Origin of the sequence: Pseudorhodobacter sp. E13 (assembly GCF_003991405.1) — a bacterium.
In the GTDB taxonomy this organism is placed as follows: Bacteria; Pseudomonadota; Alphaproteobacteria; order Rhodobacterales; family Rhodobacteraceae; genus Pseudorhodobacter.
In genome coordinates, this window is sequence record NZ_RPEN01000159.1 from 129,368 (window position 1) to 152,687 (window position 23,320).

At 59.9% G+C, this 23,320-nt stretch carries 25 protein-coding genes and 1 tRNA gene; 10 read left to right on the plus strand and 16 right to left on the minus strand.

Going from position 1 to position 23,320, the window contains the following annotated elements; genetic code table 11:
* Window positions 1–65 precede the first annotated feature (65 nt).
* The 3 genes from yidD to rpmH are packed head-to-tail and all read right to left on the minus strand — an operon-like array spanning window position 66 to window position 919.
* The gene (gene yidD / locus EGN72_RS16705) at window positions 66–305 is read right to left on the minus strand and encodes a membrane protein insertion efficiency factor YidD (RefSeq protein WP_127049655.1); all 240 of its coding nucleotides are present in this window, start codon (window positions 303–305) and stop codon (window positions 66–68) included.
* Window positions 302–739 (minus strand): ribonuclease P protein component, encoded by a 438-nt coding sequence (gene rnpA, locus EGN72_RS16710; RefSeq protein WP_127049657.1) that lies wholly within the window; start codon window positions 737–739, stop codon window positions 302–304. Before rnpA ends, yidD begins: the two co-directional genes overlap by 4 nt.
* A gap of 45 nt (window positions 740–784) precedes the next feature.
* Window positions 785–919 carry a 50S ribosomal protein L34 gene (rpmH, locus tag EGN72_RS16715; protein WP_127049659.1) on the minus strand — a complete coding sequence of 45 codons (135 nt, stop codon included), beginning with the start codon at window positions 917–919 and terminating at the stop codon, window positions 785–787.
* A gap of 325 nt (window positions 920–1,244) precedes the next feature.
* On the opposite strand from rpmH, the gene EGN72_RS16720 reads away from it, so the two are divergent.
* From EGN72_RS16720 to yihA, 7 genes are all read left to right on the plus strand, one after another.
* Window positions 1,245–1,994 (plus strand): TVP38/TMEM64 family protein, encoded by a 750-nt coding sequence (locus EGN72_RS16720; protein WP_233587193.1) that lies wholly within the window; start codon window positions 1,245–1,247, stop codon window positions 1,992–1,994.
* 3 nt (window positions 1,995–1,997) lie between these two features.
* Window positions 1,998–3,416: an NAD(P)/FAD-dependent oxidoreductase gene (locus EGN72_RS16725; protein ID WP_127049663.1), complete on the plus strand. Its 1,419-nt coding sequence runs from the start codon at window positions 1,998–2,000 to the stop codon at window positions 3,414–3,416.
* Window positions 3,417–3,559: 143 nt separating this feature from the next.
* Window positions 3,560–4,936, plus strand: a complete 1,377-nt coding sequence (locus EGN72_RS16730) for a HAMP domain-containing sensor histidine kinase (RefSeq protein WP_233587169.1) — start codon at window positions 3,560–3,562, stop codon at window positions 4,934–4,936.
* Between the two features lie 57 nt (window positions 4,937–4,993).
* Window positions 4,994–5,070 (plus strand) — tRNA-Arg (locus tag EGN72_RS16735).
* A 274-nt stretch (window positions 5,071–5,344) separates the two neighbouring features.
* A complete protein-coding gene (gene yidC / locus EGN72_RS16740; protein ID WP_127049667.1) occupies window positions 5,345–7,168 on the plus strand; it encodes a membrane protein insertase YidC in 1,824 nt (607 codons plus the stop codon).
* Complete coding sequence (locus tag EGN72_RS16745) at window positions 7,165–7,905, plus strand: MOSC domain-containing protein (protein WP_127049669.1); 741 nt, start codon at window positions 7,165–7,167, stop codon at window positions 7,903–7,905. The genes yidC and EGN72_RS16745 overlap by 4 nt, the downstream gene beginning before the upstream one ends.
* Entirely contained in the window at window positions 7,902–8,555 is a 654-nt protein-coding gene (yihA, locus tag EGN72_RS16750) for a ribosome biogenesis GTP-binding protein YihA/YsxC (protein WP_127049671.1), read from the plus strand. Before EGN72_RS16745 ends, yihA begins: the two co-directional genes overlap by 4 nt.
* A gap of 39 nt (window positions 8,556–8,594) precedes the next feature.
* Here yihA and EGN72_RS16755 read toward each other — a convergent pair whose 3' ends face one another.
* Entirely contained in the window at window positions 8,595–9,326 is a 732-nt protein-coding gene (locus tag EGN72_RS16755; RefSeq protein ID WP_127049673.1) for an SDR family oxidoreductase, read from the minus strand.
* A 127-nt stretch (window positions 9,327–9,453) separates the two neighbouring features.
* Between EGN72_RS16755 and argB the strand changes: the two genes are divergently transcribed.
* From argB to EGN72_RS16770, 3 genes are read left to right on the plus strand one after another with little or no spacing between them, the layout of a single operon-like run.
* Window positions 9,454–10,353: an acetylglutamate kinase gene (argB, locus tag EGN72_RS16760; protein WP_199743771.1), complete on the plus strand. Its 900-nt coding sequence runs from the start codon at window positions 9,454–9,456 to the stop codon at window positions 10,351–10,353.
* A complete protein-coding gene (locus EGN72_RS16765) occupies window positions 10,350–11,003 on the plus strand; it encodes a ferredoxin (RefSeq protein ID WP_127049675.1) in 654 nt (217 codons plus the stop codon). Before argB ends, EGN72_RS16765 begins: the two co-directional genes overlap by 4 nt.
* Window positions 11,000–11,506, plus strand: coding sequence for a histidine phosphatase family protein (locus tag EGN72_RS16770; protein WP_127049676.1), 507 nt, complete (start codon window positions 11,000–11,002; stop codon window positions 11,504–11,506). Before EGN72_RS16765 ends, EGN72_RS16770 begins: the two co-directional genes overlap by 4 nt.
* Before the next feature lie 99 nt (window positions 11,507–11,605).
* Here the strand turns inward: EGN72_RS16770 and EGN72_RS16775 are convergent, their stop codons facing one another.
* The 12 genes from EGN72_RS16775 to rplQ all read right to left on the minus strand — a co-directional run bounded on the left by EGN72_RS16775 (window position 11,606) and on the right by rplQ (window position 23,250).
* Entirely contained in the window at window positions 11,606–12,397 is a 792-nt protein-coding gene (locus tag EGN72_RS16775) for an amino acid ABC transporter ATP-binding protein (RefSeq protein WP_127049678.1), read from the minus strand.
* An 11-nt stretch (window positions 12,398–12,408) separates the two neighbouring features.
* Window positions 12,409–13,707 (minus strand): amino acid ABC transporter permease, encoded by a 1,299-nt coding sequence (locus EGN72_RS16780; protein WP_127049680.1) that lies wholly within the window; start codon window positions 13,705–13,707, stop codon window positions 12,409–12,411.
* Between the two features lies 1 nt (window position 13,708).
* Window positions 13,709–14,962 carry an amino acid ABC transporter permease gene (locus EGN72_RS16785; RefSeq protein ID WP_127049682.1) on the minus strand — a complete coding sequence of 418 codons (1,254 nt, stop codon included), beginning with the start codon at window positions 14,960–14,962 and terminating at the stop codon, window positions 13,709–13,711.
* A 138-nt stretch (window positions 14,963–15,100) separates the two neighbouring features.
* Window positions 15,101–16,123, minus strand: coding sequence for an amino acid ABC transporter substrate-binding protein (locus EGN72_RS16790; RefSeq protein WP_127049684.1), 1,023 nt, complete (start codon window positions 16,121–16,123; stop codon window positions 15,101–15,103).
* Between the two features lie 236 nt (window positions 16,124–16,359).
* Complete coding sequence (locus tag EGN72_RS16795; protein WP_127049686.1) at window positions 16,360–17,067, minus strand: ATP12 family chaperone protein; 708 nt, start codon at window positions 17,065–17,067, stop codon at window positions 16,360–16,362.
* Window positions 17,064–18,110: an RluA family pseudouridine synthase gene (locus tag EGN72_RS16800; RefSeq protein WP_127049687.1), complete on the minus strand. Its 1,047-nt coding sequence runs from the start codon at window positions 18,108–18,110 to the stop codon at window positions 17,064–17,066. The genes EGN72_RS16795 and EGN72_RS16800 overlap by 4 nt, the downstream gene beginning before the upstream one ends.
* Entirely contained in the window at window positions 18,107–18,484 is a 378-nt protein-coding gene (crcB, locus tag EGN72_RS16805) for a fluoride efflux transporter CrcB (protein WP_127049689.1), read from the minus strand. The genes EGN72_RS16800 and crcB overlap by 4 nt, the downstream gene beginning before the upstream one ends.
* 80 nt (window positions 18,485–18,564) lie before the next feature.
* Window positions 18,565–19,875 carry a replication-associated recombination protein A gene (locus EGN72_RS16810; RefSeq protein ID WP_127049691.1) on the minus strand — a complete coding sequence of 437 codons (1,311 nt, stop codon included), beginning with the start codon at window positions 19,873–19,875 and terminating at the stop codon, window positions 18,565–18,567.
* A gap of 44 nt (window positions 19,876–19,919) precedes the next feature.
* Entirely contained in the window at window positions 19,920–21,290 is a 1,371-nt protein-coding gene (locus tag EGN72_RS16815; protein WP_233587194.1) for a trypsin-like peptidase domain-containing protein, read from the minus strand.
* 84 nt (window positions 21,291–21,374) lie between these two features.
* A complete protein-coding gene (locus EGN72_RS16820; RefSeq protein ID WP_127049695.1) occupies window positions 21,375–21,962 on the minus strand; it encodes an acyl-homoserine-lactone synthase in 588 nt (195 codons plus the stop codon).
* Window positions 21,963–22,012: 50 nt separating this feature from the next.
* Complete coding sequence (locus EGN72_RS16825) at window positions 22,013–22,624, minus strand: autoinducer binding domain-containing protein (protein WP_127049697.1); 612 nt, start codon at window positions 22,622–22,624, stop codon at window positions 22,013–22,015.
* Window positions 22,625–22,830: 206 nt separating this feature from the next.
* The gene (rplQ, locus tag EGN72_RS16830; RefSeq protein ID WP_127049699.1) at window positions 22,831–23,250 is read right to left on the minus strand and encodes a 50S ribosomal protein L17; all 420 of its coding nucleotides are present in this window, start codon (window positions 23,248–23,250) and stop codon (window positions 22,831–22,833) included.
* Window positions 23,251–23,320 lie beyond the last annotated feature (70 nt).

Here is a 23,320-nt window from a genome sequence, read left to right on the forward strand (position 1 = left end):
CGAGATAACTGCGCCGACAACCCGGCGCCAGTGGATTGGTTTGCACGCAGACCGGCAGGCTTGTGTCAGGACCTAGGGTTCGTTTTCGGGGGCACCGGGTCATAGCCCGTGCCGCCCCAAGGGTGGCAACGGCACAGCCGGTGCACCGTCAAATAGCCACCTTTCAACCCGCCATGGGTTTCCAGCGCCTCCAGCGCATAGGCCGAACAGGTGGGCTGAAACCGGCAGCCATGGCCCACCCAAGGGCTCAGCAACAGCCGATAGGCGCGGACGGGCAGCGCCACGATATGCGCAAGCGGGGTCATTTGCGCGGCCCGCCCGCATTGGCATGAACGCGGTCCAAGGCATTTTGCAGATCACTGATCAACAAGGCAAAGTCCCGCTCAATGGTCGCAGAGGGCCGCCCGACCAGAACATAATCCCAGCCGGGGCGCGCGGCTTGCGGCAAAACCGCTTGCGCCACGGCCCGCAAACGGCGCTTGGCGCGATTGCGGGCGACAGCATTTCCGATCTTTTTGGAACAAGTGAACCCGACGCGGATCACCGCAGTGTCATCACCGCGCGCACGCGCCTGAAGCATGAAGCCTTGGGTGCCTTGGCGCTGTGCCGAGGCGGCGCGCAGGAAATCACTGCGGTTGCGCATGACTTCGGGCTTTGCGACACCCGCGCAAAGCGAAACCGCCGATGGCGCTTCGGGCGTGGCAAGACTGCCTTTTCCCTCTGCCTTCGGCGGTGTCATTTCATTCGTCCTTCAAAAAGCAGGGCGCGAAAGGCCCCGGCCAGATCAGGCCGAAAGCTTCTTGCGGCCTTTTGCACGGCGATTGTTCAGAACAATGCGGCCGCCTTTGGTTGCCATACGGGACCGAAAGCCATGGCGCCGCGCACGGACCAGGTTCGACGGTTGAAAAGTGCGCTTCATCGCGGTTCTCCATCACAGATGCGGCCAACAGGTTTCGGGCGGGATTCGCCGCAAACGCCTTGGTCGCGCTTATTCGAAGCCCGTCCTTTACGCATCCCTCGGCCCCAAGTCAATTCGCCCAAGCCGAATTTCCTGCAACATTTCACGCTTATTGCCCGCAAATCCCCGGCGCGCGGTATCGGAATGTTACAAGTCACCGTGAAATGGTGCCAAATCCGTCACCCTTGATCAAGCGCGCGTGAGAGGGCTGTCGCAACCGGACGTGAACGCGCATCTTGGCCGCAGACCAGCGTGATGATGCCTAGCGGAGAAAGAGATGACAGTGATGCCCATGGAAACGCCCGAAACAGAGCAGCCGAAATCCGGCCCCAAAACCGGACTTGCGCAGAAACTGCCTATACTGGTGATACTGGCAGTCGCAGCCACCGGTGCCTTTTTTCTGCGCGATCAGATCAGCTTTGCTGCCTTGGCCGAGAACCGTGAGGCGTTGATTGCGTTTCGGGATGCCAATTACCTTGTGGCAATGCTGGCCTTCATCGCCGCTTATGCCGCGATTGTCGGGTTTTCCTTGCCGGGGGCAACGATTGCCACGCTGACCGGGGGCTTTTTGTTTGGCACCTTTCCGGGCGTGTTCTTTAACGTCACGGCGGCGACCTTGGGGGCGATTGCAATCTTTCTGGCCGCGCGTAGTGGCTTTGGCGCGAAATTTTCGGAAAAGATCGAAGGCAAGGGCGGGGCTGTGGCCAAGCTGCAAGCGGGTCTGCGCGAAAACGAATGGTCGGTGCTGTTTCTGATGCGGCTGGTGCCTGCGGTGCCGTTCTTTCTGGCCAATCTTATCCCGGCCTTTGTTGGCACCAAACTGTCGCGCTTTGCAATCTCCACCTTTCTGGGAATCATGCCGGGCGCTTTGGTCTATACATCGGTCGGCTCGGGCTTGGGCGAGGTGTTTGCCCGTGGTGAAACGCCGGACCTGTCCATCATCTTCGCGCCGCATGTGCTGGGGCCGATTCTGGGGCTGGCGGCGCTGTCTGCCCTGCCCATCCTTTTGAAATTGCTTCGCAAGAAAGACGCTTGAGTTATGGAACAGATCAAAACCGATATTTGCATCATTGGCGCGGGCTCTGGCGGGTTGTCGATTGCGGCAGGGGCTGTGCAGATGGGCGCGCGCGTCGTGCTGATTGAAGGCGGCGAGATGGGCGGCGATTGCCTGAACGCGGGCTGCGTGCCGTCCAAAGCCCTGATCGCGGCGGCAAAGCACGCACATGCGATGACCACAGGCGGGCCGTTCGGCATCACGCCCACCACGCCGCAGGTCGATTTCGGCGCGGTGAAGGACCATGTGAGGCGCGTGATCGAAGGCATTGCCCCTGTCGACAGTCAGGAACGGTTTGAAGGCCTTGGCGTGCGGGTGATCCGAGACTGGGCGAAGTTTGACGGGCCGGAAGCCGTGATTGCGGGCAATCATCGCATCACCGCGCGGCGTATCGTCATCGCCACTGGCTCTCGTCCGTTCGTGCCGCCGATCCCCGGCGTGGACAGCGTGCCCTATCTGACGAATGAGACGATCTTTGCGCAGCGTGAGCGGCCGGAGCATCTGATCGTCATCGGTGGTGGCCCGATTGGCATGGAAATGGCGCAGGCGCATCGGCGTCTGGGCTGTGCCGTAACGGTGATCGAAGGCGCGAAGGCCTTTGGCCGCGATGACCCCGAAACCGCCGCTGTCGTCTTGAAAAAGCTGCGCGCGGAAGGCGTCGAGGTGATGGAAGAGGCCCCCGTGGTGCGTATTGGTGGCACGGCGGGCGCGATTGAGGTGGAAATCAAAGACGGGCGCATTGTCAAAGGCAGCCATTTGCTGATGGCCGTGGGGCGGCAGGTTTCGCTTGACGGGTTGGAGTTGGAAAAGGCGGGGGTGGACTATACCCGCAAAGGTGTGACGGTCGGCGCGGATCTGCGCTCCAGCAACCGCAAGGTCTATGCGGTGGGGGACGCGGCAGGCGGGTTGCAGTTTACGCATGTGGCCGGGTATCACGCCGGGATCGTGATCCGGCAGATGCTGTTTGGCCTGCCTTCAAAGGCCAGCACCGCGCATATTCCCTGGGCGACCTATACCGACCCGGAACTGGCGCAGATTGGCCCCACCGAAGCAGAGGCGCGCAAACAGCACGGTGATGCGGTGCAGGTGGTGCGCTTTGAATACGCAGAAAACGACCGCGCGCAGACCGAAGGCAAGACCGAAGGCCTGATCAAGGTTATGGTGCTGAAAGGGCGGCCCATTGGTGTCTCTATCGCAGGGGCGCAAGCGGGCGAGCTGATCGGGTTTTGGGCGCTGGCAATCGCGGCAAAGCTGAAGATGTCGGCGATTGCGGGGACGGTCTTGCCCTACCCCACGTTGAACGAGGTTTCAAAGCGTGCTGCTGGGGCCTATTTTTCACCGAGATTGTTTGATAATCCAATGGTCAAGCGGGTGGTGGGGCTGGTGCAGCGCTTCTTGCCTTGAGGACTGAGATCATGGAACCGCCGGGGAGGGCTGCCTGCCCTCCCCGGACCCCTCCCGGGGATATTTGTGAATAGATGAATGGGGGCAAGAATTTGGGGCGCAGAGGATCAGGGTTTCTGAACACGCTTTCCGGGCGGTTCCTGATGCTGACCGTTGCCTTTGTCATGCTGGCGGAAGTTCTGATTTTCGTGCCCTCTATTGCGCGGTTTCGGGAGGACTATTTGCTCTTGCGGCTGGAGAAGGCGCAAATCGCCTCACTGGCCTTGTTGGCCACCGACGGGATGCTGAGTGCGGAATTGGAGGCGGAGCTGCTTTCGAATGCTGGCGTTTACAACGTGGTGTTGTGGCGGGACCAGATCCGGCAGCTGATCTTGTCATCACCGATGACCGAAGAAATCTCGGCTACTTATGATCTGCGCATGGCAACGCCGCTGCATCTGATGCGGGATGCTTTGGTGGTTCTGGTAGACAGTCAGGACCATGCAGTGCGGATCATTGGCAATCCGGTTCAGGATGCGGGCTCCTTGATCGAGGTGACGATGCCCACAGCCCCTTTGCGCAGGGCGATGCTGGATTACGGCTTTCGCATTCTGGTGCTGTCGGCGTTGATTTCAGCCGTAACTGCCGCACTGCTGTTTTTTGCGGTGCGCCGATTGCTGGTGCAGCCGATTGGCCGGGTGGTGCGCCACATGTCCGCCTATGCCGAAGCGCCCGAAGATGCGCGGCGGGTCATAGCGCCGACCTCTGGTGTGGTGGAGTTGCGTAATGCCGAGGAAGCCTTGCAAAGCCTGCAAACCCAGATGACGGGCGTTTTGCGACAAAAAGAGCGTTTGGCGCAATTGGGGTCTGCCGTTGCCAAGATCAGCCATGATTTGCGCAACATCCTGACGACAGCGCAGCTGTTTGCAGACCGGATTGAGCGGAGCGCGGACCCGGCAGTGGCGCGGATTGCGCCCAAGCTTGTCGGCTCTATCACCCGCGCGGTGTCACTCTGCGAATCGACCCTGGCCTTTGGCAAGGCAGAGGAGCCGCCGCCGCGCCTGTCGCGTCTGGCGCTGCGCCCCCTGATCGAAGAGGTGATCGAGGCCGAAGCCTTGGGGGAGCGCCCCGGCGTGGCCTGTCTGATTGATGTGCCCGTCGGGTTGAACCTGCGGGCCGACCCGGAACAGTTGTATCGTGTGCTTGCCAATCTGATGCGCAACGCCATGCAGGCGATTGAGGCCACCGGCAAGGAAGGCGTGATCGAGGTTTCGGGGGGCGAGACCGATGGCGAATGGTGGATCAAGGTGGGTGATACCGGGCCGGGCCTGCCGCCCCGCGCGCGCGATCATCTGTTCACCGCCTTTCAGGGCGGCGCGCGCAAGGGCGGCTCTGGCCTTGGTTTGGCGATTGCCTTTGAATTGGTGCGCGGCCATGGCGGGCGGCTGGAATTGATCCGGTCGGACGAGGCCGGAACGGAATTCATGATTCATCTGCCCAAAACCGATGGGCTTGCGGTGACCTTCGGCGAAAAGCATTGACCTTGTGCTTTTCCCCTCTTGCAATGCCCGGCGCTGGGCGTTACATCGCCCCCCAGTGGACCCGTAGCTCAGCTGGATAGAGCATCAGACTACGAATCTGAGGGTCGGGCGTTCGAATCGCTCCGGGTCCGCCATCTTCCTCTTTTTCCTGTTTTGCATGACACGCACGCGCTGTGTTGCCCTTTGCTGCGGCCAAGGCGGTTTGGGACATTCCCGTCAAGCGATGCGCTTTTCCCGGCGGTGAGCACCCCTGACCTGCGACGATATGGCCGGGGTTTCTGACGAATGCTTGAATTCCCCACGGGAATCGGGGGGCAAAGCCGCAAATCGGGGGAAAAGCCCTTGACCTTTGCGCCCCCCTATCGTTGAACCACCGCTGACCCTGAACAGGAACGGTGTTGGTCCCAGATGGACGATCAGAACAAAAATCTCATCCTTGCAACCGTGCTCAGTTTCCTTGTGATTCTGGTCTGGTTTGTGCTTTTCCCACCCGAAGAGCCGGTGGTTGACCCCAACGCACCTGCGGTTGTGGCAACCACCAATGACGCCGTAACGCCCCCGGCGGCCACGGCAACGGGAGAGCCGGCAACCGCAGCCGCCCCCGCACAATCAGACGCGCCGCGCGTTGCGATTGAAACTGACCGCGTGAAGGGCTCCATTTCCTTGCTCGGTGGGCGTTTGGATGATCTGGCGCTGAAAAGCTACAAGGTCACCATCGATCCGACTTCGGATATTGTGACGCTGCTGTCGCCGATTGGCAAACCGCAACCCTACTACGCGCTGTATGGCTGGTTGCCTGCCGGTAGCCTTGGGTTTGAGGATGTTCCGGGCGCCAATACGCTTTGGTCGCAGGTCGGCACCAACACGCTGACCACCGAAACCCCGATCACGCTGCAATGGGACAACGGCAAGGGCCTTGTGTTCCAGCGCGTGATCTCCATCGACAACCGCTATATGTTCAACGTCACGCAAAGCGTTGAAAACAACGGCACAACGCCGGTCAGCCTTGCGCCTTACGGCATTGTCGCCCGCCACGGGTTGCCCGCCGATCTGGAAGGCTTTTACCTGAGCCATGAGGGTATCGTTCTGCGCGCCGATGGCGTTCTGGAAGAGGTCAAATATAAAGACGCGACCAAACTGCCTTTGGTGGACCGCGAAGCTGCCCTTGCCGAAGTGGTGCAGGCCAATGAAAACGGTTGGATCGGCTTTACCAGCAAATACTGGATGACCGCGCTGATCCCGGAACAGGGCAAGCCCTTTACCGCCGTGACCAAATACGCGCCCGGCGCCGATATCTATCAGACTGAAACCCGCCAGCCCGTGATCACCGTGGCACCGGGTGCCAGCGCTGCGGCGGCCTCGCGCCTGTTTGCCGGGGCGAAGGAATGGGAAAGCCTGCGCGCCTATCAGAACGATGGCGGCGTTGGTGGCTTTATCGACGCGATCGACTGGGGTTGGTTCTTTTTCTTCACCAAGCCGATTTTCGCCGTGCTGCATTGGCTGAACGCCCATATCGGCAACATGGGTCTGGCGATTATCGCGCTGACCTTCCTGCTGAAGGCGCTGGTGCTGCCGCTGGCCTATAAATCCTATGTCTCCATGGCACGGATGAAGGAATTGCAGCCGGAAATGGAAGCGCTGAAAGAGCGTGCCGGTGACGACAAGCAAAAGCTCCAGAAAGAAATGATGGCGCTTTATAAAGAGAAAAAGGTCAATCCGGCGGCGGGCTGCTTGCCCATCCTGATCCAGATCCCGATCTTCTTCTCGCTTTACAAGGTGATCTTCGTCACGCTGGAATTGCGCCACGCGCCGTTCTTTGGCTGGTTGAATGACCTGTCGGGGCCCGACAGCTCCTCGATCTTCAACCTGTTCGGCCTGCTGCCTTGGGCCGCACCCGAGCCGGGGTCAATGCTGGCGCTGATCTTCATCGGTGTGCTGCCCTTGCTGTTGGGCATCTCGATGTGGTTGCAGCAAAAGCTGAACCCGACGCCGACGGAACCCACACAAGCGATGATCTTTGCCTGGATGCCATGGGTCTTTATGTTCATGCTGGGCAGCTTTGCCAGCGGTCTGGTGGTTTACTGGATCACCAACAACGTGATCACCTTTACCCAGCAGTTCGCGATCATGAAAAGTCACGGCCACTCGCCGGATATCTTTGGCAACATCAAGTCCAGCTTCAAACGCAAACCGGTGGTGCAACCACCAGCCAAGAAGCAAGGCAAGAAATGACGGTTCGGCTGTCCCGAATCTGTCGCCACCCGATCAAGGCACACGGACGCGAGGATCTCGCGTCCGTTCTGCTTTCGGCGGGGGCCTGCCTGCCCGGTGATCGCCGCTGGGCCGTCGCGCATGAGGCTGCAAAACTGGTCGCGGGTTGGAACCCCTGCAACAATTTTCACCGGGGCGCCAAGGCACCGCAACTGATGGCGATTGAGGCAACACTGGCGGGCGACCGCGTCACGCTGCGCCACCCGAACCGACCAGACCTGACCTTTGCGCCGGATGATCCCGCCGATTTACCCGCGTTTCTGGATTGGGTCGCGCCGATTTCACCGACCGACCGCGCCCAGCCGCAGCGCATTGTCAGCGCGGGACGCGGGATGACGGATAGCGATTTCCCGTCTGTCTCTATCCTGTCGCTTGCCTCGCTTGATGCGCTGTCAGAGCGTATGGGCACCCCGCTGTCAGCCGATCGGTTCCGCGGCAATCTGTGGCTGTCGGGCGTTGATGCCTTTGCGGAGTTTGACTGGATAGGGCGCGACCTACAAATCGGCACCGCCGTGCTGCGGATCAAAGAGCGTATAACGCGCTGCCGGGCCACCATGGCCAACCCCGAAACCGGGCAGGTCGATGCCGATACGCTGGGCAATCTACAAGCGGCTTATGGGCATCAGGATTTCGGCGTCTTTGCCGAGGTGATACAGGGTGGCAAAATCGCCTTGCAAGACGAAGGAATATTGCTGTGACCCCGCTTCCCTTCCCCATCGCTGAAGAACCGGAATTCGCCGCGCGCGAGGCAGGGCGATTGCTGTTTGCAGGCCCGGTGGATTTTGTCAAAGGCGTGGTGGCCATGTCTGGCATGCCCCCCGCAGACCGGATCGAAGTGTGCTTTGCAGGGCGCTCCAACGTCGGAAAATCCAGCCTGATCAACGCGCTGACAGGCCGCAAAAACCTTGCACGCGCCTCCAACACACCGGGCCGCACGCAGGAAATCAACTATTTCGCCTTGGGCGCCGAACGCTATCTGGTCGACTTGCCCGGCTATGGCTATGCCGAGGCCCCGGTGGCCGCTGTTGCCAAATGGCAGGCGCTGCTGAAAAGCTACCTGTCCGGCCGCCAAACCCTGCGCCGCGCCTTTGTGCTGATCGACGCGCGGCATGGCGTGAAAGTGGTGGACGAAGAGATCATGGACCTGCTGGATCGTTCCGCCGTGACCTTCCAAGCCGTGATGACCAAGGCCGACAAGATCGGCAAGGCCGAGTTGGAAAAGAACATCGACCAAACCCGCGCCGCGCTGTCCAAACATCCGGCCGCGTTTCCGGAATTGATCGTCACATCCTCTGAAAAAGGGCTTGGGATCGAGACATTGCGCGCGACCATCGCAACTTTGGAGTAACCCGCGCGGGCTGCTGGCCTTTTGGTGAACGCGCAAGTGTCAGACGTGCTGCGCGCCATTCACCTCAATCTCGGTGCCTGAAATATAGCTCGACTGCGGGGAGCACAGGAACCAGATCGCATCTGCCACTTCGCGCGGCTGCCCCAAACGGCGCATCGGCAGGGTTTCCACGATCTTCTCGGTTCCGGGGGACAGAATCGCCGTCTCCACCTCGCCCGGCGCAATCGCATTGACGCGCACGCCAAGCGGGCCGAAATCATGTGCCATTTCCCGCGTCAGCGCCGCCAAAGCCGCCTTGGACGTAGCATAGGCGGCCCCTGCAAAGGGATGCACGCGCACCCCCGCAATGGAGGTCACATTCACCACAGCGCCTTGCGCCGCCACCAGTTCCGCCTGCAAACCCCGCGCCAGAATGACCGAAGCAAAGAAGTTCACATGAAACACCTGCCCCCATGTCCGCAAATCCGTCTCCAAGGTATTCAGCCGCTTTCCCCCCTCGCCCTTGGGCGAAATCCCCGCATTATTTACCAGCGCATCCAACCGTCCATCAACTTTTTCACGAATAGTCTCAATCGCTTGAATGGTCTTGTTCGGGTCGGCCAGATCAATCTGGATATGGTTATCCTCGCCCCCCGGCCAAGGGCAACGCGGATCAAACGGCTGGCGCGAGCAGGTCAGCACCCGCCACCCCTCGGCTGAAAACCGTTTGACCGTTGCATGCCCGATACCCCGGCTTGCCCCCGTCAATACCAGCGTCTTTGGCTTTTCCATCCTTGCGACCCTTCCTGAACCCCGTGGCCACCCTACGCTTCTGCCTCGCCAGCGCAAGCGCCACTGCTGACCCTTGGCATAGGCGGCCAAAGCCGTTACCAAATAAGGAAAGCACAGGACCTCACACATGAAAAAGCAGCTAGCCAATATGCGCGATTCGATTGCCACCGCCCGGACCCTGAACGAAGCCCTGCCCTATTTGCAGCGCTATTCCGGCGCGATTGTCGTTGTGAAATTTGGCGGCAACGCCATGGGCGACAATGAGGCGATGGAAGAATTCGCCCAAGACATCGTCTTGATGCGGCAGGTCGGGGTGAACCCGGTTGTCGTGCATGGCGGCGGGCCGATGATCAACAGCCTCTTGGGCAAGCTGGGCATCAAATCCGAATTCGTGCGCGGCAAACGCGTCACCGATGCCGCCACGGTTGAAGTGGTGGAAATGGTGCTCTCGGGCCTTGTGAACAAGCGTATCGTGCAGGCGATCAATGATGCCGGGGGCCGCGCTGTTGGCATTTCCGGCAAGGACGATGACCTGATGGTCTGTGATTATGACGACCCAGAGCTGGGCTTTGTCGGCCGCCCGCGCGATATGCGGGTGCAAGTTCTGCGCGATATGTTCAACGCTGGTATCATTCCGGTCGTGGCGCCCGTTGCCCCCGGCGACAATGGTGAAACCTTCAACGTGAACGGCGATACCGCAGCCGGGGCCATTGCAGGCGCGCTGAAAGCAGATCGCTTGCTGCTGCTGACCGATGTGTCGGGCGTAAAGAATGCCGAAGGCGAAGTGATCACCCAGCTGACCCCGGAAGAAGTGCGCGAATTGACCGAAAAAGGCGTCATTGCAGGGGGCATGATCCCGAAAACGGAAACCGCATTGATGGCAATTGAACAAGGCGTGCGCGCGGTGGTCATTCTTGATGGTCGTATCCAGAACGCCTGCTTGCTGGAACTCTTTACCGACCATGGCGCAGGCTCGCTCATCCGCTCTGCCACCGTTGAGCCGCGCGTGAAACCCCGCGAGGAATGACCGCCCTTTCCGCGATTGAAACCCGCCTGCGGCCGCATTCTCTGGCCGTCATGGGCGGGTTTCACGCAAAGGATGATCCGGCCTTGCCGGAAGGCTGCAAGACCCTGCTGCTGATCGGCCCGGCAGAACCGGGCTTTTGGCCCCATTTCACCCGACAGCCTGAATGGCGCGACGGCCAGCCAGACCCGATGGACCGCTGGTCCCAACGCGTCTTGACGGCGCTTGCCACAGGGCTCGGGGCAACTGCGGTTTTCCCCTTTGGCGGCCCGCCGTGGCACCCGTTCTACCAATGGGCGCTGCGCTCAGGCGCGGCATGGGAAAGCCCGCTGCGCCTGCTGGTGCATGCACAGATGGGGCTTTTCGCCTCCTATCGCGGGGCCTTGGCACTGCCGCAACGCATCGCCTTGCCTGCGCCGCCCGCCAAACCCTGCGATAGTTGCCCAGACAAACCCTGCCTGACAGCCTGCCCAGTGCAGGCGCTTGGAGCAGACGGCTACAACCTGCCCGCCTGTCACGGCTTTCTGGATCAGGACGCCGGACAAGATTGCATGAATATGGGCTGTGCTGCGCGCCGCGCTTGCCCCCTGTCCCTTGCCTATGCAAGACTACCCGAACAGTCGGCCTATCACATGAGGCAGTTTCACAAATGACCAAACGTCTGATCCTTACCCGTCATGCCAAGTCCAGTTGGGATGACCCTTTGACCCCCGATCACGACCGCCCCCTGAATGAGCGGGGCAAGATGGCCGCAGCCGACTTGGGCCAATGGCTTGCCTCGCGCGGATATGCCCCGGAGGAGGTGTTTTGCTCGGACGCGTTGCGCACCCGTAAAACCTTTTCAGGCATCTCCCCCGCTCTGCCCGGCTCCCCCACGCTGGAATTGAAACCCGCGCTCTATCACGCGGGGCCTGACGTGATGCTGGCGGTGCTGCGCCATGCCAAATCCGATACGGTGATGATGATCGGCCATAACCCCGGCATCGCGGAATTCGCGGCCCGATTGGTCACACGCGCGCCCATCAACCCTGAATTTGCACGCTACCCCACCGGGGCAACCTTGGTCGTTGATTTCATGATTGATGATTGGAAAGATGTCACCTACGGCACAGGCGCCACGTTGGACTTCATCGTGCCCAAGGAAATCATGGCCTGACCGCGCTTTCTTTTCGGCACAAATATCCCGGGGGGTGAATTTGCCGCAAGGCAAAGAGGGGGGCAGCGCCCCCCTCCTTCGTTTCAGAACCTCAAAAGATCAATGGCCCAGAATCTGGCTCAGGAACAGTTTAGTCCGATCCGATTGCGGGTTGTTGAAGAAGTCATGCGGGTTGTTCTGCTCCACGATCTGGCCCTGATCCATGAAGATCACGCGGTTTGCCACGGCTTGTGCAAACCCCATTTCATGCGTCACGCAGAGCATGGTCATGCCCTCTTCCGCCAGTTCGATCATGGTATCCAGAACTTCCTTGATCATCTCGGGGTCCAGCGCCGAGGTCGGCTCATCGAACAGCATGATCCGCGGCTTCATGCACAAAGACCGCGCAATCGCCACGCGCTGCTGCTGCCCGCCCGACAATTGCCCCGGATATTTATGCGCCTGCTCCGGGATCTTGACCTTGTTGAGGTAATGCATCGCCACCTCTTCGGCCTCTTTCTTCGGGGTCTTGCGCACCCAGATCGGGGCCAGCGTCAGGTTCTCCAGAATGGTCAGATGCGGGAAAAGATTGAAGTGCTGAAACACCATCCCCACTTCTGACCGCACCTTGTCGATGTTCTTGAGGTCCGAGGTCAACTCGGTCCCGTCCACAATGATCTGGCCGGCCTGATGCTCCTCCAACCGGTTGATACAGCGGATCAGCGTCGATTTGCCAGACCCGGAGGGGCCTGCGATAACAATACGCTCCCCCCGGTTTACGGTCAGATCAATGTCGCGCAGCACATGGAATGTGCCATACCACTTGTTCATGTTGGAAATCTGGATCGCGACCTCGTCGCTCACCTGCATGTGACTACGGTCTACTTTACGGTCTGCCATGGCTTCGGTCATAGCGGTCTCCCTTAACGGTGATCAGTTTTCAGCTTGCCTTCAAGGTATTGCGAATACCGGGACATGCCGAAACAGAAGATGAAGAAACAAAGCGCGATGAAGCCGTAAAGCTCCCACACAATCCCGTTCCAGTTGCTGTCGGCACGAATGGCGTTGGACAGGCCAATCGGGTCCAGAATGCCGATAAAGACAACCAGCGTGGTATCTTTGAACAAGCCGATAAAGGTGTTCACGATACCGGGGATCGAGATTTTCAACGCTTGCGGAAGCAGGATCAGGCGCTGCGCCTTCCAGTAATCAAGGCCCAGCGCATCCGCCGCCTCATACTGGCCGCGCGGCAAGGCGGCAAAGCCCCCGCGCACCACCTCGGCCATATAGGCCGCGGCGAACAGCGTCACCATGATGATCACCCGCAGCACGATATCGAAATTCGTGCCCGGTGGCAGGAAGTAGTTCAGCAACAGCGAAGCCGTGAACAGCAGCGTGATCAGCGGCACCCCCCGGATGAACTCGATAAAGCCCACGCAGATCCATTTGACCAAGGGCATATCCGACTGGCGACCAAGCGCCAGCAGAATACCAATCGGCAAGGACAGCGCGATGCCCGTGACCCCGATGATGATCGAGATCATGAAACCGCCAAACTCATCCGACTGGATATGCTTGATGCCAATCGGCAAAGCGTTCGACAGCACCTCATCCAGCGGCCCGGCAAAGAACAGCCACCACAGAACCGGGGCGACCATCGCGCCGATCACGGCCGCCAAAGCCGAAACCTTTTGCAAGGCGGTAAAGGCGAAATAGCCAATCACAAACCCTGCCAGCGCCAGCAGCGGCAACCAGATCGTGCCACCCCACAGCAGCCAGAAGGCCAGAAAGGGAAACACGGCCGAGAACCACAGCACTTTGCGCGGCACAGCATCGAACAGGATCGGTGCCATCGCGACAATCATCAGAAAGAAAGCGATGGTCGGGCGCCAATAGGCATCCTGCGGGTAAAAGCCGAACAACAACTGGTGCCAACGATCCTTGATAACGCCCCAGCAGGCCCCGCTCGCCCCTTGCAGAATCTCGCGGCACTCTGACAAGGACCCCGCATTCCAGATGGAGTTTGCAAACCAAGGCCCCAGATGCACGCCAAGGTAATAGACGCAAAGCACGCCCAGCAGCGTCAGGATCGTGTTCAGCGGGCCAGAGAACAGGTTCTCCCGCACCCAGCGCACCGCCCCGACCTGACTGCTCGGAGGGGCCTGTTCCGTCAGCATCGTTTTGCGGACATAGGCGACGGTATTGCTATGTGTATCGCTCATCTCAACGCTCCTTCAGCTTTACGGAATTGTTGTAGATGTTCATCACACCAGAGATGATCAGGCTGATGATCAGATAGGTCATCATCATCAACAGCATACATTCCAACTCGCGCCCGGTCTGGTTCAGCGTGATGCCGCCCAGCGTTGCGCGCAGGTCCATATACCCCACCGCAATCGCCAGCGAGGTGTTCTTGGTGATGTTCAGATATTGCGAGATCAACGGCGGGATGATGACCCGCAGCGCCTGCGGCAGGATCACAAGGTTCATCGTGCGGTTGGGGCGCAGGCCAAGGGCGAACGCCGCCTCGGACTGGCCTTTGGAAATCGCCAGAATACCGGCACGCACGTTTTCCGCAATGAAGGCCCCGGTATAGAGCGTCAGCGCCAGCCACATCGCAATGAACGAGTTGCGCAGATAGCTGCCGCCCGTAAAGTTGAAACCCTTCAATTCCGGGTATTCCAGATGGAACCCCATCGCGATCAAAGCGATCAGCATGGGGGCCACAATGATCAGCGCCGATTTCCACCATGTCACCGGGCGGTCGCCAGTGGCTTCCTGCACAGCGGTCGCATTGCGCTGCAACGCACGGTAGCCCATGACGCTGCCAATGATGACCAGCAGCAGAACAAGGTAGTTTGTGCTGACGGAAACGATGCCAAGGTCAAAATCGCCCAAGCTGCGCTCAAACAACGGGCCGGGCAAATAGGTGCCCCGGTTCGTCACGGCAACAGTATCGAACAGCAGCATCGACGAGGTGGCATTCTCTCCCCGGAACGCATTGGGGGCGGGTGTAATCTCGGTCAGCACCGCAAAGATCACGATGATCCACAACAGCAAGGGCACGTTGCGGAAAATCTCGACGTAGATCGACATGAGTTTTGAGACGATCCAGTTCTTGGACAGGCGCAAAACCCCGGCGATCACCCCAAGCACGGTGGCCGAAACGCAGGCACATACCGCAAGGATCAGCGTGTTGAGCAAACCCACGATCCAGGCCCGCGCATGGGTGCTGTCGTTGGTGTAATCTACAAGACGTTGGTTGATATCATACCCGGCGCGCGCGCCAAGGAAATCAAACCCGATGTCTTTGCCTTTTTGGGCAAGGTTGACCAAGGTGTTATCCACCAGCCACCAGAAACCGATGGTCATCAGGAACATGAAGATGACCTGAATCGTCAAGGAACGATACCGCGTATCGTAAAGAAGCATGCTCAACCGAAAAGAGCTGCCCGGAGTCTCGGACGTTGTTGCCATGAATTATTCCCCCTGCGTCTGAACTGGCACTTTGTCGCGCTCTGATGCTGCCGGCTTATGCCGCAAGCACCTGTCAGAATTGCAAAATTACTAGGAAAAAGGGCGCACGATCAGGTGCGCCCTTCCAGTCGCCGCGCCTTAACGGAAGGGCGGGGAGTATTGCAGACCGCCTTGGGTCCAAAGTGCGTTCAGACCACGGGCCAGACCGATCGGGGTCGACTCGCCGATGTTGGCGGCAAAGATTTCGCCGTAGTTGCCGCCTGCGGAGATCGCACGCTTCGCCCACTGCTTGTCCAGACCAATCATCGCACCCAGATCGTCATCCGACGAACCCAGCATACGGTCGATTTCCGGGTTTGCGGTGCCTTTGGACAGCTCTTCGATATTGGCCGAAGTGATACCCAGTTCTTCTGCTGCGACCAGCGCGTTCATCGTCCAGCGAACGATATCTGCCCACTGGTCATCGCCATGTGCAACCAACGGACCCAGCGGCTCTTTGGAGATGATTTCCGGCAGAACTGCGTGGTTTTCCGGGTCAGCAAAAGTTGCACGGGTTGCTGCAAGGCCCGATGCGTCGGTGGTATACACGTCGCAAGCGCCAGCCAGATACTGCTGCTGTGCTTCGGCGTTGGTTTCAATCGGAACCGGCTCATAGGTCATGTTGTTGGCTTTGAAGTAGTCAGCCAAGTTCAGCTCGGTGGTGGTGCCGGTCTGGATACAAACGGTTGCACCGTCCAGTTCCTTGGCCGAAGACACGCCCAGCGCCTTGTTCACCATGAAGCCCTGACCGTCATAGTAGTTCACCCCAGTAAAGGTGAACTTCAGGTCGGCGTCGCGGCTCATGGTCCAGGTGGTGTTCCGGGCCAGCATGTCGATTTCGCCTGAAGCCAGCGCGGTAAAGCGGGTCTGACCGGTGGTGGTCACGAATTTTACTTTCTTGGGGTCGCCCAGCACAGCAGCGGCCACAGCGCGGCACACAGCCACGTCAAAACCTTGCCATTCACCAGCGGAATCCGGCGCGGAGAAGCCGTTAACACCGGTGGACACGCCGCAGTTCAATTCACCGCGTGCCTTCACGTCTTCCAAGACTGTCGCAGATGCAGCGCCAGCGATCAGTGTCGCGGCGGCTGTCATTGCTCCGACGAATACGGTTTTTTTCATTGATTACCTCTTCCTGATTGTCCCACCCAATTTCAGGTGGATTCGTTGCTCCCTTTCCCCGTCACCGGGGAGAAACTGCTTGAGGGAAGCCCCCCACAGTCACCGATAGTTTCCTCCGAACCGCTTTGAAAGGTCAAGGGCATCCCTGCGTCAAACGAAAGAATGTGCGTTTTTCACTGTTTCTACGCATGGTGCTGCAAGAACCGGCACAAGAGCCGGTTGTTTTGGCAAGATTGTTACCCGCACAATCCGTAGAATCGCGCAGCATGGGTCAAACTTGCCCGCTTGATCGCCTCAGATTCGGCGGCATCTTCGTCTTCGCCCCAAAGCTCGATCTGCCAGGCCTCATCCACCCGCGACAGATCAAAGCCTTCATCCGCCGTCAGCCGCCCCTCCGCAATGGCAAAGCCAAGGATCAAAGAGCCTGAAATCGCGACCAGATCGTGAAAGGCCGCCAGTTGGAACGGCGACAGGGCCCGCACCGCATCCCGAAAGACCAGTTGACACGCGGCAGGCTGCTCCACCGGCATCACGCCTTGGGTCACGACCAGCGCCGTGCCAAAACGCGCTTGCGCCCAAGCCAGCAATGGGTCCCACCGCTCTGCCTGCCGGGCCACCAGTTCTTGCGGCGCGGTGGCGCGGTAACACAGCAGGTCAGACCCGCCATAGGCCGCCAGCATATCGGCAACCGCCTCAAACTGCGGGGTGACCTTATCCAGCGCGGAATTGGCCGTCCGGGTAAAGGGCATGGTTTCCGGCTTCACCTTTTCGCCCTGCGCCTGCCATTCGGCGGCAACCTCTTGCGCCAGGTCCCGTGTCGGCACCCAGAACGGCGTTTTTGCGGGCGTTTTCAAACCGCGGCCATCCAGCACCACGGTGAACCCGTCGCCCTGTTCCGCAACTTCGGCCTGTTTCCAAAACCGTTTCGGCGCCCAAACGCTCATTTATCGCCCCCGAAGGGATCGGCGGGCACGTCATTGACGCCCCAGTCCAGCGCTTTCCATGTCCGCTCCATATGGTCGGGCAAAGGGGCGGTAAAGGTCATCATCTTCTTGGTGATCGGGTGTTCAATGGTCAGTGACCGCGCATGCAGATGCAGCTTCTTGCTGATCTCACCGCCGATTGAGGCCCCCCAGCCATCCCCCTGATTTTCCGACCCAGAGCCGCCGTATTTGCCATCGCCAAGGATCGGGTGGCCCAGTTCGGCCATATGCGCGCGCAATTGATGCGTGCGCCCGGTCACAGGCTCCAGCGCCATCCAGGACAGGCGGCTGCCAAGGAACCAAAGCACGAAGAAATCGGTCTGCGCGCGCTTGGCATCAGGATAATCTGCCATCTTGGCCGGATGCACGCAGATCATCTTTTCGCCTTCGCCGCCGCGCCCCCGGCCCCCGGCCTTCATCAACCCGTATTTGATAGAGCCTTTGCGCGGGCTGGGCACCCCGGCCACAGCCGCCCAGTAAATCTTGCGCGTGTTGCGGTGGCGCAACGCCTCGGACAGCGCGCGCGCCACCCGGTCCGTGCGCGCCAGCATCAACAGGCCCGAGGTATCTTTGTCCAGCCGGTGCACCAGCTTGGGGCGATCCTTGTAGCCAAACTTCAGCGCCTCGGTCAGCCCGTCGACATGCCGGTCGCCTTGCCCCGAACCGCCTTGGCTAGGCAATCCCGGCGGCTTGTTCAGGATGATCAGATGCTCATCCTTGAAGACCACGCAAGACTGGATCATCTTTTCATCCGCCGCCGACACGCCACCTGTCGCAGGGCGCGACGGGGCATCACCTGTGGGCAAAGGCGGCACGCGGATTTCGGCGCCGGGCGCCACCCGATCCGAGGCCTTTGCCCGCCCGCCATTCACCCGCACCTGCCCTGTGCGGCACAGCTTTTCCACCGCGCCTTGCGTGATATGGGGAAAGCGCCGCTTGAGCCAACGGTCAAGCCGCTGTTCGCCTTCGTCCACCGACACGGTCAACAGTTTCACCGCAGTCATGCCAGTATCCCCCGCATTGTCAAAATTCCAACCACCAGCGCCATGATCGACAGCACCACAGACCCGGCCACATAAGCCCCCGCCAAAGCGGTTTGGCCGCGTTCCAACAGCGTAAACGCATCCAGCGAAAAGGCAGAAAAGGTGGTAAAGCCACCCAGCAGCCCCGTCATCAGAAAAGGTGCCAGCTTGGTGCCGCCCTTCTGCGCCAGAACCACCACCAACACCCCCATCAGGAACGACCCCACCACATTGACCAACAGCGTGCCATAGGGAAACCCCGGCCCAATCCAGCGCATCACCGCCGTATTGGTCAGATACCGGGCCGAAGCCCCCAAAGCGCCACCCAGCGCCACTTGAACCAGAGTTGTCATCATCGCCGCTGTCTGTGCCCGCCACCCTGTTTTGTCAACCGGACTTGCGCCGCCAATCCCTGCAAAACCGGGGGAAACCGCGATTAATCGCCCTGCCGCTTGGCGCGCAGTTTCGCGAAATACTCAATCCGCTTTTTCAACTCCCGCTCGAACCCGCGCTCGGGCGGGGCATACCAGACGGGGCGTTTCATCGTTTCCGGGAAATAGTTCTGGCCTGAAAATCCGTCCTCGGCATCATGGTCATAGGCATAGCCGCTGCCATAGCCGATCTCTTTCATCATCTTGGTCGGCGCGTTCAGAATGTGTTTGGGCGGAGGTTCCGACCCGGTCTGCTTGGCCGCCGCACGCGCCGCCTTATAGGCCACATAGACCCCGTTCGATTTCGGGGCCAGTGCCAGATAGACCACCGCCTGCGCCAGCGCGAGTTCCCCTTCGGGGCTGCCCAGCCGTTCATAGGTCTGCCAGCTTTGCAGGCAGATATCCTGCGCTTGCGGGTCGGCCAGCCCGATATCCTCGACCGCCATGCGGGTGATGCGGCGGGCCAGAAAACGCGGGTCTTCGCCGCCTTCCAGCATCCGGGCGAACCAGTAGAGGGCGGCATCCGGGTCTGATCCGCGCACCGATTTGTGCAGCGCCGAGATCAGGTTGTAATGCTCCTCACCCGATTTGTCGTATTTCGCCGCTCGTCGCATCAGCCGCTGCGAAAGCTGGTCCCGCGTCAGATGCGCGTCCCCCTTCCACGCCGCGACTTGTTCGATCAGGTTCAACAACGCGCGACCATCGCCATCGGCCATTTCCAGCATTGCCTCGCGCGCTTCGCCCTTCAATGGTAGCGCGCGGCCCAACTCCTTTTCCGCCCGCTGGGCCAGCAGTTCCAGATCAATCAGCGACAACCGCTCCAGCACGATCACCTGCGCACGCGACATCACAGCGGCGTTCAGCTCAAAACTGGGGTTTTCGGTGGTGGCCCCCACCAAAAGGATGGTGCCATCCTCCATATAGGGCAGAAACCCGTCTTGCTGGGCCTTATTGAAACGATGAATCTCATCCACGAACAGCAACGTGCCCTTGCCGTTCTGCCGCCGCATCTTTGCCGCCTCGAACACTTTGCGCAAATCCGGAACCCCGGTGAAAATGGCCGAGATTTGCACGAAGGTCAGGTCTGTTTCATCCGCCAGCAGCCGGGCGATGGTGGTCTTGCCCACGCCCGGCGGCCCCCAGAGGATAAGTGACGACAAAGAGCCAGAGGCAAGCATCGCGCCCAAAGGCCCCTCGGGCGAAAGCACCTTGGCCTGCCCGATCACCTCGGACAATTTGCGCGGCCGCAACCGATCGGCCAAGGGGCGGGGGCCATCGGCTTTGGTCTGGGGCGTTTGGTCAAACAGATCGGGCATGAAGCTAGATTACGCTGTCCCGCACAGTTTAGGAAGCATGCGCATCACAGCCGGAACCGCAGCCGCACCTGCTGCCCGCCGCGCAACAGGTCCACCGCCCAACCGCGCCCGCCACTGGCCGCGACAGCCTCGACATCGGCGGGGGAGGTAATGGCCGCGCCATTGATCCCCAAGACGATGTCGCCCACCGCCATGCCCGAAAGCTGCAACCGCCCTTCAATCGCCGTAATCACCACACCTGTGGCCGACAAGGGCAAACCCATTTCAGACATCAGCGCCGGATCGATCAACGCGACCGTCAGCCCCGCAAGCCCGCCTTCGGTGATGGTGATCTCTGCGCGCGCCTCGGCTTTGGGCGCTTCGATCAGATCCACCTCTGCCTCCTGTGCCTCACCGCCGCGCATGTAAGCGACCGAAACACGCTTGCCGATACCCGCAACGGCAAGCCGGAACATGATCTCTTGCGGGCTGTTCACCTCGGCCCCATCCAGCCGCACGATCACATCGCCGGGCACAAGCCCTGCCTTGCCAAACGGGCTGTCGGGGTGCAGTTCATCCAAGACAATACCGATGGGCCGCTCCATGCCCAAGGCCTCGGCCATCTGCGCGTCCACCGTCTGCCCCGAAACGCCGGCCCATGGCCGCACAAAGCTGTCTTGGCCCGCCGCCGCCTGCGCCACCATCTGCGCCACCAGATCAGACGGGATCGCAAACCCGACCCCGTTGGAGCCGCCCGATTGCGTGATGATAGCAGTATTGATGCCAATCAACCGCCCTGCCATATCAATCAGTGCCCCGCCGGAATTGCCGGGGTTCACCGGCGCATCGGTCTGGATGAAATACCCGCGCCCGAGCGAGGCGGATGACCGCGCAAGGCCCGAGACGATCCCGCTTGAAACAGTTTGCCCCACCCCGAACGGGTTGCCGATGGCCAACACCAATTCTCCCACTTCCACCTCGTCGCTGGCGCGCAGGGCAAGATGCGGCAGCCCTTCGGCCCCGTCCAGTTGCAGCAAGGCCAGATCGGCCTGCTCATCCGCCATGATAACCGATGCGGCAAACTCGCGCCGGTCGGTTAGCACCACACGAATATCGGTGGCCCCACCGACCACATGAAAATTCGACATCACCAGACCGCTGGCATCCAATATCACCCCCGACCCAAGCGAGTTTTGCACCCGCGCTGTCGGGGTTCCGAAATCCTGAAAGAACTGCTGAAAGAACGGGTCGCCGGAAAACGGGCTTTCACGGCCCTCGACCACGCGCTTGGCATAGATATTCACCACCGCAGGGGCCGCCTCGCGCACCAAAGGGGCAAAAGACAGCCCGATCTCGGCCTGCGATTGTGGCACGGCCTCGGCCTGCGCCAGCACGGGCATCGCGGAAAGCGCGAAAACGACAAGCAATCTGGTCAGCATCATTGGAAATCCTCTTTGCAGCGTCCGCCACCGATATGGGCCATCGGTGACGGTTCTGCAACGGCTCAACCCCAAGCCTGTTCAGTGCATCTTGCCTGCCATGTTAATGGTCACGCAAACGCAATCCACGCCGTCGATATCCATCACAGGGCCCGCTGGCTCACATTCCAGACCAACCCTGCGCCCAAGACGCCGCGAATTTTCCGGGATCAGCCCCAGAACCGAGGTTGCCCCCAGATTCCGCGCCGAGATCACCATCTCGTGCCGCAACTGCAACTGCACCCGCAACCGCAGGTTCGCAGGCACCAGATCCGACACAAACACCCGGCTGCTTTCCCAAATGTGATCAGCCACAGGGGCCTCCTCATACAGCAAGCTGCTGGGGATCGAGGCGAGAAGCCCGTTCTGGGCATCGCGGATCATGTAAGAATAAATACCGCAGCGATGCGTTGTTGGCGTCAGGCGAATACCCGCCAAGACCTGCCCGTTTTCATGCACCGCCACCCAGCGGCTTGCGGGCGTATCATATTGGTCAAACTCCATGCCATTGGCCTGCGGCAAATCCCATTTGTTTTGCAGGATGAACGAGCGGTGCCGCGCCCGAAACATATTGGCAAACAATTCACCGTGATTGTGCAGGTTCTCGTAAGAGAGTGTTGTAACTTCCATTTTAGTGCTCCTTCTGGGGTTAAGAACCGGTCAGAGGGGAGCGAACACTCCTAAAGCAATCGGTATTCTCGCGCTTTGCGCAAGGCCTCAGATGTCGTTCGGGCTTCAAGTCGCACGCGGGCCGAAGTCAGCCGCGCCTTGAAGGCACTTTCCGAGATCCCTAGTTTAGCTGCGGCAGCAGTGTGTCGGTCCCCGTCAGCGATGCATTGCAACGCTTCAATCTGTGCTTTGGTCAGTTCAGAGGGGGGATTGGCCTCGATATGCAATCGCACTGTAATATCGGCCAGCCGCGCCATCTCTTCATCTGTAAACTCACGGTCAGAGCGGCAAATGCCAGCCATCGACCGCGAGGTAATTGGCCCATAGGAGGAAACGACCCCATAGTTCATCCCATGTGCCGCAGCTTTTTTAAGCACGTTAAACGGGTCGGGTAGCGGGATCTCACTCCACCGAGCGGTTCCAGCGGTCCCAATGCCCCAAAACACCAGCGGATCGCGAAGGTAATAGGAATTGGCATTGTAATAGGCCACCCAATCGGGCGGATAAGCACTATGATAAATCAAAGGGGATGCAAACCGAATATGCAGCCCAACGGCATAGCCTTCCGGCGCAAGCTGATGCAACTCTTCATACAACTGAGAAAGCCTCTTCTCTAACGACATCAACCTTAACAGAGTCCTTCTAGATTCTGCTCAACCCTAGATACATTTACCTATATCTGCCAGTGCCTTCGTTAAGAAACCGTTTACTCTTGCGGTCTAATTTCCGGGTTAAGCGCAGCCGTGCCTATTCCGTTGGCACCGGAACACAATAAGCAAAAAAGCCCGCCTGTAAAAGCGGGCCTTTGCAATTCGTTTTGCTTTCGGGCTTACGCCTCGGCAGCTTCCGATGCGGCAACGCGGGCCTTGTCGCCTGCGCCTTTGGCGTTCGGATCGCGGTCAACGAATTCGATGATCGCCATCGGGGCCATATCGCCATAGCGGAAACCCGCTTTCAGCACACGCACATAGCCGCCCTGACGGTCCTTGTAGCGCGGGCCAAGGATTTCGAACAGACGGGCCACATACTGGTCCTGCTTCAATTGCGCAGCAGCCTGACGGCGCGCGTGCAGATCGCCACGCTTTGCCAGCGTGATCAGCTTTTCGATGATCGGGCGCAGTTCTTTTGCCTTGGGCAGGGTGGTCTTGATCTGCTCATGTTCAATGAGCGAGCCACACATGTTGGCGAACAGCGCCTTGCGGTGTTCATGTGTGCGGTTCAGACGGCGGTATCCACGAGCGTGACGCATATTCTATCTCCTAAAGTCGCGTTTTGCTTTGTCCGGCAGCCCTCGAATGGGCCACTCACCTTGGGGCATC

Bases quoted from the DNA above. Each gene is read 5' to 3' on its own strand.
- yidD (WP_127049655.1), bottom strand. From the start codon at position 305: ATGACCCCGCTTGCGCATATCGTGGCGCTGCCCGTCCGCGCCTATCGG.
- rnpA (WP_127049657.1), bottom strand. From the start codon at position 739: ATGACACCGCCGAAGGCAGAGGGAAAAGGCAGTCTTGCCACGCCCGAA.
- rpmH (WP_127049659.1), bottom strand. From the start codon at position 919: ATGAAGCGCACTTTTCAACCGTCGAACCTGGTCCGTGCGCGGCGCCAT.
- EGN72_RS16720 (WP_233587193.1), top strand. From the start codon at position 1,245: ATGCCCATGGAAACGCCCGAAACAGAGCAGCCGAAATCCGGCCCCAAA.
- EGN72_RS16725 (WP_127049663.1), top strand. From the start codon at position 1,998: ATGGAACAGATCAAAACCGATATTTGCATCATTGGCGCGGGCTCTGGC.
- EGN72_RS16730 (WP_233587169.1), top strand. From the start codon at position 3,560: ATGCTGACCGTTGCCTTTGTCATGCTGGCGGAAGTTCTGATTTTCGTG.
- yidC (WP_127049667.1), top strand. From the start codon at position 5,345: ATGGACGATCAGAACAAAAATCTCATCCTTGCAACCGTGCTCAGTTTC.
- EGN72_RS16745 (WP_127049669.1), top strand. From the start codon at position 7,165: ATGACGGTTCGGCTGTCCCGAATCTGTCGCCACCCGATCAAGGCACAC.
- EGN72_RS16755 (WP_127049673.1), bottom strand. From the start codon at position 9,326: ATGGAAAAGCCAAAGACGCTGGTATTGACGGGGGCAAGCCGGGGTATC.
- argB (WP_199743771.1), top strand. From the start codon at position 9,454: ATGAAAAAGCAGCTAGCCAATATGCGCGATTCGATTGCCACCGCCCGG.
- EGN72_RS16765 (WP_127049675.1), top strand. From the start codon at position 10,350: ATGACCGCCCTTTCCGCGATTGAAACCCGCCTGCGGCCGCATTCTCTG.
- EGN72_RS16770 (WP_127049676.1), top strand. From the start codon at position 11,000: ATGACCAAACGTCTGATCCTTACCCGTCATGCCAAGTCCAGTTGGGAT.
- EGN72_RS16775 (WP_127049678.1), bottom strand. From the start codon at position 12,397: ATGACCGAAGCCATGGCAGACCGTAAAGTAGACCGTAGTCACATGCAG.
- EGN72_RS16780 (WP_127049680.1), bottom strand. From the start codon at position 13,707: ATGAGCGATACACATAGCAATACCGTCGCCTATGTCCGCAAAACGATG.
- EGN72_RS16785 (WP_127049682.1), bottom strand. From the start codon at position 14,962: ATGGCAACAACGTCCGAGACTCCGGGCAGCTCTTTTCGGTTGAGCATG.
- EGN72_RS16790 (WP_127049684.1), bottom strand. From the start codon at position 16,123: ATGAAAAAAACCGTATTCGTCGGAGCAATGACAGCCGCCGCGACACTG.
- EGN72_RS16795 (WP_127049686.1), bottom strand. From the start codon at position 17,067: ATGAGCGTTTGGGCGCCGAAACGGTTTTGGAAACAGGCCGAAGTTGCG.
- EGN72_RS16800 (WP_127049687.1), bottom strand. From the start codon at position 18,110: ATGACTGCGGTGAAACTGTTGACCGTGTCGGTGGACGAAGGCGAACAG.
- crcB (WP_127049689.1), bottom strand. From the start codon at position 18,484: ATGATGACAACTCTGGTTCAAGTGGCGCTGGGTGGCGCTTTGGGGGCT.
- EGN72_RS16810 (WP_127049691.1), bottom strand. From the start codon at position 19,875: ATGCCCGATCTGTTTGACCAAACGCCCCAGACCAAAGCCGATGGCCCC.
- EGN72_RS16820 (WP_127049695.1), bottom strand. From the start codon at position 21,962: ATGGAAGTTACAACACTCTCTTACGAGAACCTGCACAATCACGGTGAA.
- EGN72_RS16825 (WP_127049697.1), bottom strand. From the start codon at position 22,624: ATGTCGTTAGAGAAGAGGCTTTCTCAGTTGTATGAAGAGTTGCATCAG.
- rplQ (WP_127049699.1), bottom strand. From the start codon at position 23,250: ATGCGTCACGCTCGTGGATACCGCCGTCTGAACCGCACACATGAACAC.